The organism is Tenacibaculum sp. TC6, from assembly GCF_050606265.1.
GTDB lineage: Bacteria > Bacteroidota > Bacteroidia > Flavobacteriales > Flavobacteriaceae > Polaribacter.
In genome coordinates this window covers 20,922-36,641 of record NZ_JBOCUK010000007.1, presented here as the reverse complement: position 1 = coordinate 36,641, position 15,720 = coordinate 20,922, and the positions used below count along the sequence as shown (strand labels likewise).

Below are 15,720 nucleotides of genomic sequence, written 5' to 3'. Positions count from 1 at the left end.
TTATATACTGGTTTTAAAAAAGAAATTTATAACAATGACTGATAACGTAAGAGTACGATTTGCCCCTAGCCCTACCGGACCATTACATATGGGAGGAGTAAGAACTGCATTATTTAACTATTTATATGCAAAAAAACACAATGGAACGTTTGTATTGCGTATTGAAGATACTGATCAAACCCGTTATGTTGCTAATGCCGAACAATATATTATAGATTCGTTAGAATGGTGTAATATTCCATTTGATGAAGGACCCGGTAAAAATGAAAAATTCGGACCTTACCGCCAGTCAGAGCGTAAAGAATTGTACAAACAGTACGCAGATGAATTATTAACCAAAGGTTGGGCATATTATGCTTTTGATACTGCTGAAGAACTGGATGCACATAGAAAAGACCATGAAGAAAAAGGAAAAACCTTTATTTATAACTGGCATAACCGTGAAAAGTTACAAAACTCTTTAGCATTATCAGAAGAAGAAGTACAAGCTAAAATAGCTGCCGGAGAAAAATATGTGGTACGTTTTAAAACACCACAGGATGAAACATTGGTTATGCAAGATGAAATACGAGGAACTATATCTGTAAATACCAATACCTTAGATGATAAAGTGTTGTTTAAATCAGATGGTATGCCTACCTATCATTTAGCCAATATTGTAGATGATCACCTAATGGAAATTACTCATGTAATTCGTGGTGAAGAATGGTTACCTTCTCTCCCGCTCCATACACTGTTATACAAAGCATTTGAATGGAAAGCACCTAAATTTGCTCACTTACCGTTAATTTTAAAACCGGTAGGAAAAGGAAAATTAAGTAAGAGAGACGGTGATAAATTAGGCTTTCCGGTATTTCCTTTAGAATACAAAAATGAAGAAACCGGTGAAGTTTCACGTGGATATAAAGAAGATGGTTACTTTGCTGATGCCTTTATAAATATGTTGGCCTTATTAGGTTGGAATCCGGGAACGGAAAGAGAAATGTTCTCATTAAATGAACTTACCAAAGCGTTTGGTTTAAAAAGAGTAAGTAAATCCGGTGCTAAATTCAGTCCTGAAAAAACAAAATGGTTTAACCAACAGTATTTACAATTAAAATCAAACACCCTGTTAGCTAATTTATTTGTTCCAATGTTAGCAGAAAAAGGAATTGAAAGAGAAATTGGCTATATAGAAAAAGTAGTTTCTTTAATAAAAGAACGTGCTACATTTGTGGCTGATTTTTGGGAATTAGGAGGATTTTTCTTTGAAAACCCAACAGAGTTTGATGAAAAAGCGGTGAAAAAACAATGGAAAGAAGATACACCGGCCATTATGGAAGAACTAGCAACGGTAATTGAAAATATTGAAGACTTTAGCTCTAAAAATATTGAAGCACTTGTAAAAGAGTGGATTGCTGCTAAAGAAATAGGTATGGGTAAAGTAATGCAACCGTTACGATTAAGTTTAGTAGGTGCGTTAAAAGGACCTCACTTATTTGATATTATTGAAATGATTGGTAAAGAAGCTACCATTCAACGAATACAACATGCTGTAAGCAATTTATAAGCACAAAAAAAGCGGTTTTTAAACCGCTTTTTTTATACTCCATATTTTATACTATTGTAAACAAGATCCGGAACTCTTAGTAGCATAATTACCACCTTCAAATAAATTGTTCCAATCCAGCTTTATAATTAAGCTTAAAGTACCCTGAATGTGAGAGCGCATACTTTCAAAACTATCTAAAGAATGCTTATAATATACCTGCGGGTTAATACCTATTCTATTAGATACCCAGTAAATACCACCGGCACCAATGTTAAAAGTAGGTGTCATTTTACGTTCAGAATCTACCACACTTCCCCCTACAAAAACATAAGGACTGAAGTTATCAATAATAGCATCAAAATTATAACGTAAAGATCCGTCTAAAGAAAAATACTTAGCAGAGTTTTTTATAAAACCGGCATTATCCAAAGTATTAAAAGAAATAGCTCCGTCTAAAGCCAAACGTTCACCAATAGGCATAGTTAAATTAAAACGAGGTATTTGAAAAAGATACTGATCACCAATATAGGCTGCATCACTTTCATTAAATTTGGTAATAGCACCACCAATACCTATTTGCCAAGACTCATTTAAGTTTTGAGAAATAATAGATGATGATACTAAACAAAATACGGCTATAAAAAACGTTGCTCTCATTAAATAGGGGGTTTTATTCTATTCTAACTTAAAAGTTGTAAATTTAGTATAATTTTACACTAAATTCACTTTTTTTATAGCAGCCGTAAAATTATCTAAATCATTATCGTTCATTACCAGATGAATAGCTTCATCGCATACTTTCTCAACATTATCAACAGGAAACTGTAAAGCCACAGCAATTTTACGTAAAATACCAACCTCTTGTAAATCTACAATTTCATCGGCAAAAATCATTTTTGTTAAACGATACAAACGCTCAATACGCTCATCATAACTAACCGGAGGATTTACCGGAAACTTTTCAGGATTCTTTAAAATGTTGGTGTACTCTTCACTACTAATGTGAAGCCTTTTTGCCATAACATCTAATAACTTTTGTTCACTATCTGTAATAACATTATCTATTTTGGCTATTTTAACAATACTGGCAAAATGACCAATTTCTTGTAAATGTTTTCCGCTTGAATATAAATCTGATATAGACATAAGTTTTTTTATTTTTTAATTGGTAAATAATTGTTTCTATTTCTTAGAAGCCAAAGTAAGATAAAAAGTCACGAAATTAGGTGTAATTAAAAATAACCTTTTTTATTTTTTGCAAAAAAATCGAAAACAAAATGTTCCACGATTTTTAAAAAAAAGAACTCCTATAAATTTCGGGTATGGTTTCCTCTTAAATTTACAAAAACCAACGTAAAAACCTATGATTATTTTTTCTTATGCTATGCTTGTGAAGTATAAGAAATGTAAATAAAACCAGCTTTTTTAAAAGGCGTTTTAAGCTTGTTTTTAAAAGTAAATGCTTAATGATACCACCCCTGATAAAAACATTGAAAAGAAGTGGTTTTAAATAAGAATTTGTAATACACAAACAAAATGCGATAAAAAGGAATCATTCGTGAAAAAAATTAACGATCAATTTCCAATTTATATCCAACACCATGCACATTGGTTATTTTAATAGCAACATCATCTTTTAATTTTTTACGTAACTTAGAAATATAGGTGTCTAAACTTCTGCCCACAAATACTCCGTTATCTTCCCAGATTTTTTTAGACAACTCATCACGCTTTACAATTTGATTAATATGTTGTGATAAAACAAAAAGCAGTTCGCACTCTTTTTTAGATAAATTAATTTCAGAGGTATCAAGCATTAATTTGTTTTGTTCAGGAAAAAATAAAAAGCGACCAAGAGATATATGTCTTTCTGTATTTGAAATGGAGGGATTCTCTATCCTTTTCTTTCTTCTGAATAAGAAAAAGTCCAGTAAAAAAAGAACAACCAATAAAAACACCCCAACTATAAGTACACTGTTTTTATGTATAATGGATGATTTTCGGGTAAATACAACCTCTATAGTATAACAAGCATCAGGTAAATACCTACCTCTACAAGGAATAATATCTTTTTCACTTTCATTTTTTATTTCATAACTGTAAGCTACTTCCTTGTCAGTACACTGTACGACCTCTACCCTGTAATACGTTGGTAAATCGGCTTTTTTAAAACTATTTTTAACGGCAACAATTAAAGAAGAAGGATCAAAAGACAATGATTTTTCAAAAGACAACTCAAATTTATACGGTGTTATAGAGCGAATAGGTAATACCAATGAAGTAGAATCTTTATGCAATAACAACAATTGATTTCCTACATCACGTAAAGACACTTTTACCCGTTCAGAAAAGTCATCTTCTTTAGAAGTAACTCCTAAAAACACCCACCCTAATAAAAGAATAACGGCTAAACTACGATATACATAAATACTTTTGTACTTCATAAAGCTGGCAAATAACATACAATTTTATAACATTTTACACGCGTTGACACTTCTTTTACACTTTTTTGACACTTTTAGCTGATTGCCCGTATAGTTTTACCCAAAACATTTATATCATGAGAAAAATAAGTAGCACACTTATCTGTGTTTTGGGATTGTTAACAAGTAGTATGGCCCAAGAAAAATTACCTGTTAATGTAACTAAAAGTAAAATAAAATGGATGGGAGAACATACATTTTATTTTGGCGGACATGAAGGAACGGTAAATTTTACTGCCGGATATTTTAATAAAACAGGAGCTAAAATTACCGGAGGAACTTTTACAATAGACATGAATACTTTGGTAAGTACCGATGTAAAAAATAAAGATGCAAAACTTGATTTAGAAAACCACTTAAAAGCCTCTGATTTTTTTGATGTTCAAAAATACCCCACAGCTAGTTTAACCATTACAAAAGTAGAGTATTTTGAAAATAATAAGTTTAGAATGGAAGCCGATTTTACTATTAAAGGCATTACGAAATCTGTTAATTTCAGAGGCAGTTTTGATTATGAACGTAAAATGTTAACCACAAAATTTAAAATTGACCGCAGACGTTGGAATGTTAATTATACCAGTAAATTAAGAGATGGTGCTATTTCTGATGCTATAGGATTTGAAGTAACTATTTATATAGAATAAACAATTCAATATTTAATATATGATGAAAAAAATATACCTGTTAATTACTTTGTTATATGTACCCTTGGCACTATGGAGCCAACATGAAGAAAAAAGTTTGTTAACTACTCCAAACGGTTGGACAAAAGAAGTATTAGGAATCCCCTTTGGCTTTGCTCCGCAAATTAACTATCAAGGTTTTGAAGACATTCGCTTTGCAAAAGGCTGGGGTAATGTTGAAAGTATTGAGTTTTGGACCTATGCTTTTGTGTGGAACATTAACCTGTATGAAAAGCCCGATGCAACATTTTTTACCACGAATTTACAACTGTATTTTGATGGATTAATGACAGCAGTAAACAAAAACAACAACGTAACAGTTCCTAAAACAAAGGTACTTTTACAACAAAAAGAAGAGGCTGATGAACGTACGTTTTTTTCCGGATCGGTTACTCTGTATGATGCCTTTAAAACCCAAAAGCAACTTACATTACAATTGGTTATAGAAAGTAAGTATTGTAGTAAAACCAAAACATATTTACCGGTATTCAGATTTTCACCTCAATCTTTTGAGCACCCGGTTTGGAAAGAGTTGTATGTAGTAAAATTAAAAGAAAACAACTGTCAGCCTACTCAATAACTCTAAGACTATAAAGTATATACATAAAAAATCAGTACCTTGTTAACAGTAAAAAACAATCTATTATGAGAACAGTATTTAAGGTGCTGATTTTTATTCTTTTGGTTACACAAGGATATTCACAAACGAACAATACTCCTGCAAATGAAATTAATAAAGAAGTGTGGATACCCTTTAAACATTCTTTCAATACAAGAGATTGGAAAACCTATAACGCCCTACATACGCAAGATGTAGTAAGAATAAACAGCTATGGTATACGTGTGGGTGAGGCTTATAAAAATGCTATAAAAGAAGCCTATAAAAAACCTTCCACTACAAAACGACAAATAGACTTTAGTTTTGAACAACGAATATATACTGATACCATAGGATATGAAGTGGGTTATTATCGAATTATCTATACTCAAAAAAATAAAGAACCCCGAGCAACTTACGGCAAATTTCATGTGGTGCTTAAAAAACAAAACGGACAATGGTTAATTGCCCAAGATTGGGATACCGGAAAAATCAACGGAAGCCCAATTACTCAAAAACAGTTTAATAGTGGCGAGCTGTTAACAGATCAATAATGGCAAATAAGGGAAATCATTAAGCAAACAATTAATTTGTATATTGCCTGTAAAACACGACCAAATGGTAGATTATCAAGTAGTTTGGATTACAGGAGCTTCTTCCGGAATAGGAAAATCATTGGCAGTTGCTTACTCACAAAACAACGTTCGTTTAATTTTATCATCCCGTAATAGGACCGCTTTAGAAGAGGTACGCCTGCTATGTAAAACACCTGAAAATGTAAAAGTACTTCCTTTAAATTTAGAAGCATACGAAACTCTGGCTGCCAAAACAGAAGAAGCTATTGCCCTATTCGGTCGTATAGATGTATTGGTAAACAATGGAGGAATTAGTCAACGCTCACTTATCAAAGACACTACTTTAGAAGTAGATAAACGTATTTTAACCATTAATTATTTAGGTAATATCGCTTTAACTAAGGCGTTGCTCCCCCATTTTATAGCACATCAAAACGGACATTTTGTAGTCACTTCCAGTGTGGTAGGTAAATTCGGAACACCGCTACGCTCAAGTTATTCGGCTAGTAAACATGCTTTACACGGATTTTATGACGCTTTAAGAGCTGAGCATTTTAAAGATAATATTTCGGTAACACTGGTATGCCCTGGGTTTGTAGCTACAGAAGTATCCAAGAATGCTCTGGTAGGCAACGGTTCCCAACAAGGAACAATGGATGAAGCTACTGCTGGCGGAATGCATCCGGATATCTTTGCAAAACGAATGTTGAAAGCCATACAAAAGAAAAAACCGGAAGTATATATTGGTGGTTTTAAAGAACGTGCCGGAGTATATGCAAAACGATATTTTCCTGCACTCTACTATCGTATGGTTCGTAAATGGAGTGTTACATAATTATATACTAAATGACATATCACGAAATTATTGAGCGTTTGTATGAGCTACAAGATGCTGATAAAGTAATTTTAAAAGAAAAAAGATTCGGTATTATAGCCAATAACTCTTTAGGAATTTACCACAAAGAATTAAAAGAACTAGCCAAAGAAATAGGAACTGATAATAAACTGGCTATTCAACTTTTTGAGAGTGGTATTTATGAAGCCCGACTTTTATGTAGTAAACTATTTAACCCCAAAAACATTACTGAAGATTTAATGGAAAAATGGGTAAAAACCTTTGAAAACTGGGAAATATGCGACAGCTTTTGCATGGCTATCTTTGCAAAAAGTGAATTAGCTTTACTTAAAATGTTAGAATGGACAGAACGCAGTAGTGAATTTGAAAAGAGAGCCGGTTTTACCATTATGGCCACCTATTGTATGGCAGATAAAAAAGCTGAAAATGATTTGTTTGAACAATTTTTTCCAATTATAAAAAGAGAAGCTCATGACGATAGGTTGTATGTAAAAAAAGCAGTAAACTGGGCATTAAGAAATATAGGTAAACGAAACGTTGACTTAAATAAAAGAGCTATTGAAGTAGCAAAGGAACTATTGAACTTTAAAAGTACTTCAGCAAAATGGATAGCTAAAAATGCACTGAATGAATTAGAAAAGGAAAACAAAAGAATGTCAGATTATCCACGGTCAATTTACCGTAGGTCTTAAATATTTAGTTTATAATTATTTAATATAAACTCTTTCTGCGAGTTTCCTGAAGCTTTTGTAGTGAAAACAAACAAACATTCTTTACTTGCCGTATAAAACAGCTATAAAAAGGTTAAAAAAACATAGAAATGTCAAAAAAAAGTGTTCTTTTACAGAAGCACCAAGCTAACCAACAGTAAAAAAACAGACTAATGAATCACTACAGAAATACAGAAATCTGGGAAGAATTCTATACAAAATCGGCACAACTTACCAAACCAACAGCAATCAATGATGTACTTTCTGATGAAGATGTTACAGAATTACAACAACAATTAAAAACGGTCATTAATAAGTTTCTTGACAAAGGAGAACTTCATAAAGGAATCAAAGTATATATAAATCATGAGCTCAACAATGCCAAAGTAGAAGAAATGGCAAGTGATAGACCCGGAAGTGAGGAAACTATTGAACAATGGAGTATGCGATTGTTTGGAAATCAAAAGTTTGGGATGGTAGTGAATAGCTTGGAAACCTTCAATAATGAACTTACAGAACGCATGTGTACCATAGTAGCTCCCCTACTTCAAAAAGCAGGAATGCCTTTAGGCGGATTGTCGTTTTTGTTTTTTATGGGAAATTATGGTTTCACTCCTTTCGGAATTCATAAAGAAGCTAAGGGAGAAGAAGGATTTTTATTTCATTTAGGTCCTAATAACAAAGATTTCTATACTTGGAATATTGAAGAATATAACCAAATAGAACACAATACTGAAGTATTTCATGAAATAGATGCTATGTTGCCTAAAGCTGAAAAATATCCGTTACAAGCAAAGTCGGCCATGTTTATCCCCCATTACGTATACCATATAGCCAATACGGAAGCATTTTCGTTAAGCGTGGTTATGGACTATATCAATCCGTCAAGAGACTATTTAGAAAAAAAGATAGCCTCACAAATAGCTATAAGTGAAGAACCTCCCAAAATCAGAGGAAGCTATTTATCCCCTGTAAACACAAGAACTCAAACCTTAAACTGGAGCGCACTTTTAAACTCTGATACGTGGGAAAACAAGTATAAAAATACACTTGAAAAATACATTACTAAGTTAAAAAGCAATGCCGGAGTTTTAAATCCGTCCGTATCTCAAAACAAAGGAGGATTACCCAATCCCCCGTTTACAATAAGTAGAAAAGCTATTTTTCCGTTGTTAGAACATACAGAAGAAAGTAGTAAAACCTGTGTTATGGCAAGAGGAAACGAAATACAAGTTAAAAACAACCCGAAACTTACGAGTTTATTAAATAAACTAAATACAGGAAAAAGCTTAAGTTTTCAGGAGCTACAAAACCATTTAGCACCGGATTGGGATTTAATAGATATGTTTGATTTTGTAAGCCAATTATGGAGAGCTGAGGCTATTAATATTGTTGAGTAGTAAGTTTTTGATACTATTAGGATGGTGTGAGTTATACAAGCATCCAATGTTGTCACACAAACAGTAAAAGGAAGAAATAATTTTATTATGGAATGAAATTTGATATTTAATCCATAGTAAACATTTTTGTTTACTTATTGTCGTAAAAATGTATATTTGTAAATAATTTTTAATTATGCTACCTCCAATTGATAAAATAAAAGGAATACATCCAGGCTTAATTTTGAAACGAGAAATCAATCGTAACAACATTAAAAGTTCTGAAATAGCTAATACTCTAAAAATACATAAACAGACAATTAGTAATATAATAAATCAAAGAAGAGGTATTAACCCAGAAATATCTATAAAACTAGCTGAGTTTTTTAATGTTGAAAAAGATTATTTTATGCTTTTACAAGCAAGTTATGAAGTTGAGATAGAAAGAAAAAAAATAGATATTAATAATACTCCTGACTTACATAAAATAAGAGCAGGGTTATTTTGGGATACTTCTTTTGATAAAATAGACTGGAATAAGAATAAACGGGCTGTTATTCAAAGAATATTAGAAAGAGGAAACAAAGAAGAAATTTTAGAAATTATAAATTTTTATGGAAAAGAAACAGTAAAGGAAACGCTGAATTTTATAAATAAAAATTATACTTCAAGGTTTCATAAAAAACTTAAACAATACGATTTTTACCAGCTTATTTAATGAACAATGAAACTATATAGAAAAACTGTTTCAGATTTACTTTGGAAATCTTTAAACACATTAATGACCATAAAAGAGTTTAACAGTTTTAGATTGGTTGGAGGAACTTCATTAAGTCTTCAATGTGGGCATAGAGAATCTATAGATATTGATTTATTTACTGATGCAGAATATGGTAGTTTAGATTTTAATTTATTAGAAGAAATCTTAAATAATACATTTCCTTATGTTGATTCAAATGAATATGAAGTTGTATTTGGTAAATCTTTTCTAATAGGAGAAAATAAAGACAATGCTATTAAGTTGGATCTTTTTTACAGTCAGGAACCATTTGCTTATCCACTTATAAATGCTCATGATATACGTTTAGCTCCATGTGAAGAAATAACTGCAATGAAATTTGAAGTGATAATTAATGGTGGTAGAAAAAAGGATTTTTGGGATATACATGAGTTATTTGATAGATTTACTTTAGAAGAGATGATTGAATTTTATAAAACCAGAAATCCTTTTGGGGCATCAAAACAAGAATTGTTAGATAAGTGCATTGATTTTTCTATGGCTGAAAGTGATTTTTTACCCAACTGCTATAGAAAAAAAACATGGGAACTCATTAAGTTAGATATCGAAGAAAAAGTTGATGAAATTAAATAGTCATTTTCTGTATACTTTACTATTTCGGTTTTAGAAAACAATCTAGTTCTAGATAAACACTCCTACAAAAAACAATACTCTTATATTTGCGTAAAATTTAATACGTTGAGCAAGCAAACCATTGTAAATCATTACCAACAATCAGGTAAGGTAACGAAGATTGTTGAGCAGCTACAACAAGAACGCAACCAATTTCAAATTACGAATTTGGTGGGTTCTTCGTTGTCTTTTGTGGTGTCTGAAACTTTTAAACAGGCTCATAAGCCCTATTTGATTATCTGTAACGATAAAGAAGAAGCGGCCTATTATTTAAACGATTTAGAACAACTGTTAAGCGATAAAAATGTGTTGTTTTATCCCGGTTCCTACCGTCGCCCTTACCAATTGGAAGAAACCGACAATGCCAACGTATTACTAAGATCGGAAGTACTTAACCGTATTAATTCACGTAAAAAACCGGCAGTAATTGTTACCTACCCTACGGCCCTTTTTGAAAAAGTAGTAACCAAAAAAGAGCTGGAAAAAAACACGCTTAAAGTATCGGTAAACGAGCAAGTATCGCCCGATTTTGTCAATGAAGTACTGTTTGAATACCATTTTAAACGGGTAGATTTTGTAACGGAGCCAGGGGAATTTTCTGTACGTGGAGGAATCATTGACGTATTTTCTTTTTCTAATGATGAACCCTATCGTATTGAGTTTTTTGGTGATGAGGTAGACAGTATTAGAACCTTTGACGTAGAAACGCAGTTATCAAAAGAAAAACTGAAAAAAATAAGCATTATGCCTAATGTAGAAAATAAGGCATTGCAAGAAACCCGCGAAAGTTTTTTAAAATACATAGCGTCCAACACAGTAGTATTTGCTACTAATACCGCTCATATAAGTGCGCAATTAGATCAACTGTACGAAAAAGCAGAAATCGCTTTTAGTCAACTATCTAAAGAAGTCAAACATTCAGAACCTCAACAACTGTTTTGTAACGGAGCAGAAATACACCAACAATTACAGGAATTTACGCTTGCAGAACTCACCTTTCGTTCTGAATTAAAAGATGAAAATCCGGAAAAAGATGTATTGTTTCACGTAAAACCACAACCATCGTTTAACAAACAATTCAATTTGTTAATTGAAAACCTAAACGAAAACCACAAAAAAGGCTTTACCAACTATATATTCTGTGCAAACGACAAGCAAGCCCAGCGTTTTAAAGATATTTTTGATGATGCTGAAACAGAGGTGCATTATGAAACCATAGTATTTTCCTTACATCAAGGATTTATTGATGAAGATGAAAAAATAGTGTGTTATACAGACCATCAGATTTTTGAACGCTATCATAAATTCCGACTAAAAAACGGCTATGCCAAAAAACAATCTATTACCCTTCAAGAACTTACCAAGTTAGAAGTAGGTGACTATGTTACCCATATAGATCACGGAGTTGGAAAGTTTGGCGGATTGCAAAAGATTGATGTAGAAGGAAAAAAGCAAGAAGCCATTAAACTTATTTATGGCGACAGAGATATACTGTATGTAAGCATACACTCACTACACAAAATATCAAAGTTTAACGGACGTGATGGTAAAGTACCCAAAATATACAAACTGGGTTCTAATGCTTGGAAAAAGATTAAGCAGAAAACCAAAACACGTGTTAAAGAAATTGCCTTTAACTTAATTCAGCTATACGCTAAAAGAAAACTGGAAAGAGGATTCGCCTTTGGTCATGATACACACATGCAACATGAATTAGAAGCCAGCTTTTTATATGAAGACACCCCAGATCAGTTTACGGCTACTCAAGACGTAAAAACCGATATGGAAAAAGAACAGCCCATGGACCGATTGGTTTGTGGAGATGTTGGTTTCGGAAAAACGGAGGTAGCCATCAGAGCCGCATTTAAAGCAGTAGATAACGGAAAACAAGTAGCCGTGTTGGTGCCAACTACTATTTTGGCGTTTCAGCACTTTAAAACCTTTTCTAAGCGCTTAAAAGACTTTCCGGTTACCATAGACTATTTAAACCGTTTTAGAAGCGCAAAACAGCGAAAAGAGATATTAGAAGGCGTAGCAAACGGAAGCGTAGATATTATTATCGGAACCCATCAGCTGACTAATAAGAATATTTCTTTTAAAGATTTAGGCTTGCTAGTTATTGATGAAGAGCAAAAGTTTGGGGTAGCAGCTAAAGACAAACTGAAAACCATTAAAGAAAATGTAGATACCTTAACCTTAACTGCTACACCTATTCCAAGAACTTTGCAATTCAGTTTAATGGCGGCAAGAGACCTATCGGTAATTAAAACACCGCCACCTAACCGCCATCCTATAGAAACCAACGTAATTCGTTTTAATGAAGAAACCATTCGCGATGCGATTTCGTATGAAATTTCCAGAGGAGGACAAGTATTCTTTATTCATAACCGTATAGAAAATATAAAAGAAGTTGCCGGATTGGTACAACGTCTGGTACCTGATGCTAAAATAGGAATCGGACACGGGCAAATGGAAGGAAAAAAGTTAGAAGATCTTATGTTAGGCTTTATGAATAATGAGTTCGACGTATTAGTTTCAACTACCATTATTGAAAGCGGATTGGATGTGCCGAATGCCAATACCATTTTTATCAACAATGCAAATAACTTCGGATTGTCTGACCTGCACCAAATGCGAGGGCGTGTAGGACGTTCTAACAAAAAAGCTTTCTGTTATTTTATTACACCACCGTATCATCACATGACAGATGATGCCCGTAAACGAATTCAAGCTTTAGAAATGTTCTCAGATTTAGGAAGCGGTTTAAATATTGCCATGAAAGATTTGGAGATTCGTGGAGCCGGTGATTTATTAGGGGGTGAACAAAGCGGATTTATTAATGATATTGGGTTTGATGCCTACCAAAAAATACTACAGGAAGCCATTGAAGAACTGAAAGAAAATGAGTTTAAAGACTTATACAATTCAGAAGAAAAAGGACCGAAAGAGTATGTAAAAGAAGTACAAATAGATACCGATTTTGAAATCTTATTTCCGGACGATTATGTAAACTCGGTAAGTGAACGTTTGGTATTATATAACAAACTTTCAGAAGTGGCTACAGAAGAAGAATTGCAGGTTTTTGAAAGTGAAATTATAGACCGTTTTGGTGAATACCCTACCCAAGTAGCTGATTTGTTAGATAGCGTTCGTATTAAGTGGTTAGCAAAAGCCTTAGGTTTAGAAAAAGTAGTGTTAAAACAAAAACGAATGATTGGTTATTTTGTATCGGATCAGCAAAGTAATTTTTACCAAACAGAAGCCTTTACCAAAATGCTACAATACGTTCAGAAAAACCCGAAAAGCTGTGTAATGAAAGAAAAACAAACCAAAAACGGATTACGTTTACTCATTACATTTATTAAAATAGACAGTGTACATAAGGCATTAACAACCTTACAAGCCGTTTAAAATACCATTAGTTACGGTTGGTAATTAAGAATTTATAAAGCATAAAACATGGCATCAATATTCGGACATGCATTGGCGGCAATAGCCTTAGGAACCAGTTTTAAAAAAAACATGCAAGGTCAATCACCTAGGCAAACCGATGAGGTAATCAAAGAAAGCGATTTAAAAACAATTAAAGTAAAATCCAAAACATTTAAATCTCGCTTAGTGAGTAAAAAGTTTTGGATTTTAGGTGCTATTTGTGCCATGTTACCTGATGCAGATGTAATTGGTTTTCAGTTTGGAATTAAATACCATAGCCTTTGGGGGCATAGAGGATTTTCACACTCCATAGTATTTGCATTACTGTTAGGAATAGCCGTTACCCTACTCTTTTACAGAAAAAGTTTCGGTACCCGTGAAGGATGGTTGTATATTTTCTTTTTTACGTTGTGTACTATCTCTCACGGAGTTTTAGATGCGTTAACCAACGGAGGCTTGGGAGTTGCTTTTTTTGCTCCTTTTGATACTACACGATATTTCTTTCCGTGGCGTCCTATACAGGTCTCTCCTATTGGCGCCAGTAAATTTTTTAGTCATTGGGGGCTTAAGGTTATTTTTAGCGAGCTTATTTGGATAGGAATTCCGGCAGGTTTATACATGCTAAGTACCTTTACACTAAAAAAGATTTTTTCAAAAAAACAGGAATAGTTATACGTTTTTTGAACGTTTATTCTTTTGGCTTTTCCACTGCGTCATTTCGACCCTTAGGGAGAAATCTCACATCTAGCGAAGAGTATATTTTAAACTACATGAGATTTCTCAGTCGTTATCACTCCTTCGAAATGACCGTGTTTTTTTTTGAAGGTTTGTTCTTTTGACTTTGAATTTTTCGCCTTTATCTTTCTAACATCTAACATCTAACATCTAACATTCAACTATCACCTATTTGCAAAGATCACAAAAAATAAAGCACTGTTATTCAAACAATAATAAGTACTTTACGGTGTCTTGAAAAAGTAAAATTATATTCTATGAAAATTACCACACCTATTTTTGAAAAATACCGTAAAGGAGATTTAGTTCAATACATAAACAATGTACTTGAAGTACTCACAGAAGAAAGAGCCACCACCTTACAAGTACAAAGCCATCGTGCTGCTTTAGCTACTACCATGGCAGGATTTACGCCCAATTGGCAACAAAGCAAAGGAAGTGAATTAACCCCTCAAATAGCTGAGCTAGACGCACAACGCGATGCCAGTTTTGTAGGGTTAAAACTAACGGTAACCGCATGGGCAAGCAATCATTACAACGAAGCCTTAAAAAATGCCGCCTTTTTAATTGCCGATAAAATAGCAACCTACGGTTCAGATGTTCAGCTATTGCGTTATCAAGAAGAAACCGCTACGCTATACGCTATTATTAATGATTTAGAAACCGATTTAGCCGCTGAGGTAGCCCTACTGGGTTTAACCGAATGGGTAGCCCATTTAAAAGAGCTTAACAATAGTTTTAATGAAAAGTATGTATTACGAGCGCAAGACCTATCTACAGAACAAGAAGGCTTAATAGCAGAAATGCGTTTGCGTGCTATAACCGAATTTAAAGTTTTAAAAGAGCTGTTTATAGCTCGCGGTACCATTGCTATGGAAGATGAGCAAGCCAATGCCGCTCTTTTTACAACAGTTGCTAATGAATGGAATACCTTAACAGACCAGTACAATGCAGCAGTTTTAAGAAACACCAATAGCAGTACAGAAACGCCAACCGCAGATTCTGATACCGATACAAACACAGACACAAATTAATTATTTAGTAACATTATAAGAACTCAAATACTGAGTTATAAAAATTTAGTTAACCATTTTTCAAGACAAACACCACTTTTTATAGTGGTGTTTTTTTATCGGTTAGCGTAATAGTTAGTTTATTCTTTTGTTGTTTGATTTCAATTTCTTTTCCGATTTCAAATCCAAGTTCTTTTAACCACTTTCCCTCAAGTCGAATTTCAGGAACAGGAATATATTTCCATTCTCGAGGCTGGAATTTTTTGTAGATTTTTAATTTCCTTGGCTTATCCAATCGTCATATTGTTGTATGA

The 15,720-nt window shown here is 33.2% G+C and carries 16 protein-coding genes; 12 read left to right on the top strand and 4 right to left on the bottom strand.

Annotated features, from left to right (window positions below; genetic code table 11):
• Nucleotides 1-34 precede the first annotated feature (34 nt).
• Entirely contained in the window at nucleotides 35-1,549 is a 1,515-nt protein-coding gene (gltX, locus tag ACQY1Q_RS05660) for a glutamate--tRNA ligase (protein ID WP_431004319.1), read from the top strand.
• 51 nt (nucleotides 1,550-1,600) lie between these two features.
• On the opposite strand, the gene ACQY1Q_RS05655 is transcribed toward gltX, so the two are convergent.
• The 3 genes from ACQY1Q_RS05655 to ACQY1Q_RS05645 all read right to left on the bottom strand — a co-directional run bounded on the left by ACQY1Q_RS05655 (nucleotide 1,601) and on the right by ACQY1Q_RS05645 (nucleotide 3,975).
• A complete protein-coding gene (locus tag ACQY1Q_RS05655) occupies nucleotides 1,601-2,188 on the bottom strand; it encodes a hypothetical protein (protein ID WP_431004318.1) in 588 nt (195 codons plus the stop codon).
• 54 nt (nucleotides 2,189-2,242) lie between these two features.
• A complete protein-coding gene (locus ACQY1Q_RS05650) occupies nucleotides 2,243-2,677 on the bottom strand; it encodes a TerB family tellurite resistance protein (RefSeq protein ID WP_431004317.1) in 435 nt (144 codons plus the stop codon).
• A gap of 422 nt (nucleotides 2,678-3,099) precedes the next feature.
• Nucleotides 3,100-3,975 carry a winged helix-turn-helix domain-containing protein gene (locus ACQY1Q_RS05645; RefSeq protein ID WP_431004316.1) on the bottom strand — a complete coding sequence of 292 codons (876 nt, stop codon included), beginning with the start codon at nucleotides 3,973-3,975 and terminating at the stop codon, nucleotides 3,100-3,102.
• A gap of 116 nt (nucleotides 3,976-4,091) precedes the next feature.
• Between ACQY1Q_RS05645 and ACQY1Q_RS05640 the strand changes: the two genes are divergently transcribed.
• From ACQY1Q_RS05640 to ACQY1Q_RS05590, 11 genes are all read left to right on the top strand, one after another.
• Complete coding sequence (locus ACQY1Q_RS05640; protein WP_431004315.1) at nucleotides 4,092-4,658, top strand: YceI family protein; 567 nt, start codon at nucleotides 4,092-4,094, stop codon at nucleotides 4,656-4,658.
• Nucleotides 4,659-4,677: 19 nt separating this feature from the next.
• On the top strand, nucleotides 4,678-5,277 hold the full coding sequence (locus ACQY1Q_RS05635; protein WP_431004314.1) for a hypothetical protein: 600 nt from the start codon (nucleotides 4,678-4,680) through the stop codon (nucleotides 5,275-5,277).
• 65 nt (nucleotides 5,278-5,342) lie between these two features.
• Nucleotides 5,343-5,849, top strand: a complete 507-nt coding sequence (locus tag ACQY1Q_RS05630; protein ID WP_431004313.1) for a YybH family protein — start codon at nucleotides 5,343-5,345, stop codon at nucleotides 5,847-5,849.
• A gap of 64 nt (nucleotides 5,850-5,913) precedes the next feature.
• Entirely contained in the window at nucleotides 5,914-6,705 is a 792-nt protein-coding gene (locus ACQY1Q_RS05625) for an SDR family oxidoreductase (protein WP_431004312.1), read from the top strand.
• An 11-nt stretch (nucleotides 6,706-6,716) separates the two neighbouring features.
• Nucleotides 6,717-7,418 (top strand): DNA alkylation repair protein, encoded by a 702-nt coding sequence (locus tag ACQY1Q_RS05620; protein ID WP_431004311.1) that lies wholly within the window; start codon nucleotides 6,717-6,719, stop codon nucleotides 7,416-7,418.
• A 191-nt stretch (nucleotides 7,419-7,609) separates the two neighbouring features.
• Nucleotides 7,610-8,836 carry an RNA methylase gene (locus tag ACQY1Q_RS05615; protein ID WP_431004310.1) on the top strand — a complete coding sequence of 409 codons (1,227 nt, stop codon included), beginning with the start codon at nucleotides 7,610-7,612 and terminating at the stop codon, nucleotides 8,834-8,836.
• Between the two features lie 175 nt (nucleotides 8,837-9,011).
• Nucleotides 9,012-9,533, top strand: a complete 522-nt coding sequence (locus tag ACQY1Q_RS05610) for a HigA family addiction module antitoxin (RefSeq protein WP_431004309.1) — start codon at nucleotides 9,012-9,014, stop codon at nucleotides 9,531-9,533.
• A 6-nt stretch (nucleotides 9,534-9,539) separates the two neighbouring features.
• Nucleotides 9,540-10,187, top strand: coding sequence for a nucleotidyl transferase AbiEii/AbiGii toxin family protein (locus ACQY1Q_RS05605; protein WP_431004308.1), 648 nt, complete (start codon nucleotides 9,540-9,542; stop codon nucleotides 10,185-10,187).
• A gap of 105 nt (nucleotides 10,188-10,292) precedes the next feature.
• On the top strand, nucleotides 10,293-13,637 hold the full coding sequence (gene mfd / locus ACQY1Q_RS05600) for a transcription-repair coupling factor (RefSeq protein ID WP_431004307.1): 3,345 nt from the start codon (nucleotides 10,293-10,295) through the stop codon (nucleotides 13,635-13,637).
• A 48-nt stretch (nucleotides 13,638-13,685) separates the two neighbouring features.
• Complete coding sequence (locus ACQY1Q_RS05595; protein WP_431004306.1) at nucleotides 13,686-14,327, top strand: metal-dependent hydrolase; 642 nt, start codon at nucleotides 13,686-13,688, stop codon at nucleotides 14,325-14,327.
• Between the two features lie 323 nt (nucleotides 14,328-14,650).
• The gene (locus ACQY1Q_RS05590) at nucleotides 14,651-15,427 is read left to right on the top strand and encodes a DUF6261 family protein (RefSeq protein WP_431004305.1); all 777 of its coding nucleotides are present in this window, start codon (nucleotides 14,651-14,653) and stop codon (nucleotides 15,425-15,427) included.
• Nucleotides 15,428-15,506: 79 nt separating this feature from the next.
• Here ACQY1Q_RS05590 and ACQY1Q_RS05585 read toward each other — a convergent pair whose 3' ends face one another.
• Complete coding sequence (locus ACQY1Q_RS05585; protein WP_431004304.1) at nucleotides 15,507-15,701, bottom strand: SymE family type I addiction module toxin; 195 nt, start codon at nucleotides 15,699-15,701, stop codon at nucleotides 15,507-15,509.
• Nucleotides 15,702-15,720: the final 19 nt, after the last annotated feature.

Bases quoted from the DNA above. Each gene is read 5' to 3' on its own strand.
- gltX (WP_431004319.1), top strand. From the start codon at position 35: ATGACTGATAACGTAAGAGTACGATTTGCCCCTAGCCCTACCGGACCA.
- ACQY1Q_RS05655 (WP_431004318.1), bottom strand. From the start codon at position 2,188: ATGAGAGCAACGTTTTTTATAGCCGTATTTTGTTTAGTATCATCATCT.
- ACQY1Q_RS05650 (WP_431004317.1), bottom strand. From the start codon at position 2,677: ATGTCTATATCAGATTTATATTCAAGCGGAAAACATTTACAAGAAATT.
- ACQY1Q_RS05645 (WP_431004316.1), bottom strand. From the start codon at position 3,975: ATGAAGTACAAAAGTATTTATGTATATCGTAGTTTAGCCGTTATTCTT.
- ACQY1Q_RS05640 (WP_431004315.1), top strand. From the start codon at position 4,092: ATGAGAAAAATAAGTAGCACACTTATCTGTGTTTTGGGATTGTTAACA.
- ACQY1Q_RS05635 (WP_431004314.1), top strand. From the start codon at position 4,678: ATGATGAAAAAAATATACCTGTTAATTACTTTGTTATATGTACCCTTG.
- ACQY1Q_RS05630 (WP_431004313.1), top strand. From the start codon at position 5,343: ATGAGAACAGTATTTAAGGTGCTGATTTTTATTCTTTTGGTTACACAA.
- ACQY1Q_RS05625 (WP_431004312.1), top strand. From the start codon at position 5,914: ATGGTAGATTATCAAGTAGTTTGGATTACAGGAGCTTCTTCCGGAATA.
- ACQY1Q_RS05620 (WP_431004311.1), top strand. From the start codon at position 6,717: ATGACATATCACGAAATTATTGAGCGTTTGTATGAGCTACAAGATGCT.
- ACQY1Q_RS05615 (WP_431004310.1), top strand. From the start codon at position 7,610: ATGAATCACTACAGAAATACAGAAATCTGGGAAGAATTCTATACAAAA.
- ACQY1Q_RS05610 (WP_431004309.1), top strand. From the start codon at position 9,012: ATGCTACCTCCAATTGATAAAATAAAAGGAATACATCCAGGCTTAATT.
- ACQY1Q_RS05605 (WP_431004308.1), top strand. From the start codon at position 9,540: ATGAAACTATATAGAAAAACTGTTTCAGATTTACTTTGGAAATCTTTA.
- ACQY1Q_RS05595 (WP_431004306.1), top strand. From the start codon at position 13,686: ATGGCATCAATATTCGGACATGCATTGGCGGCAATAGCCTTAGGAACC.
- ACQY1Q_RS05590 (WP_431004305.1), top strand. From the start codon at position 14,651: ATGAAAATTACCACACCTATTTTTGAAAAATACCGTAAAGGAGATTTA.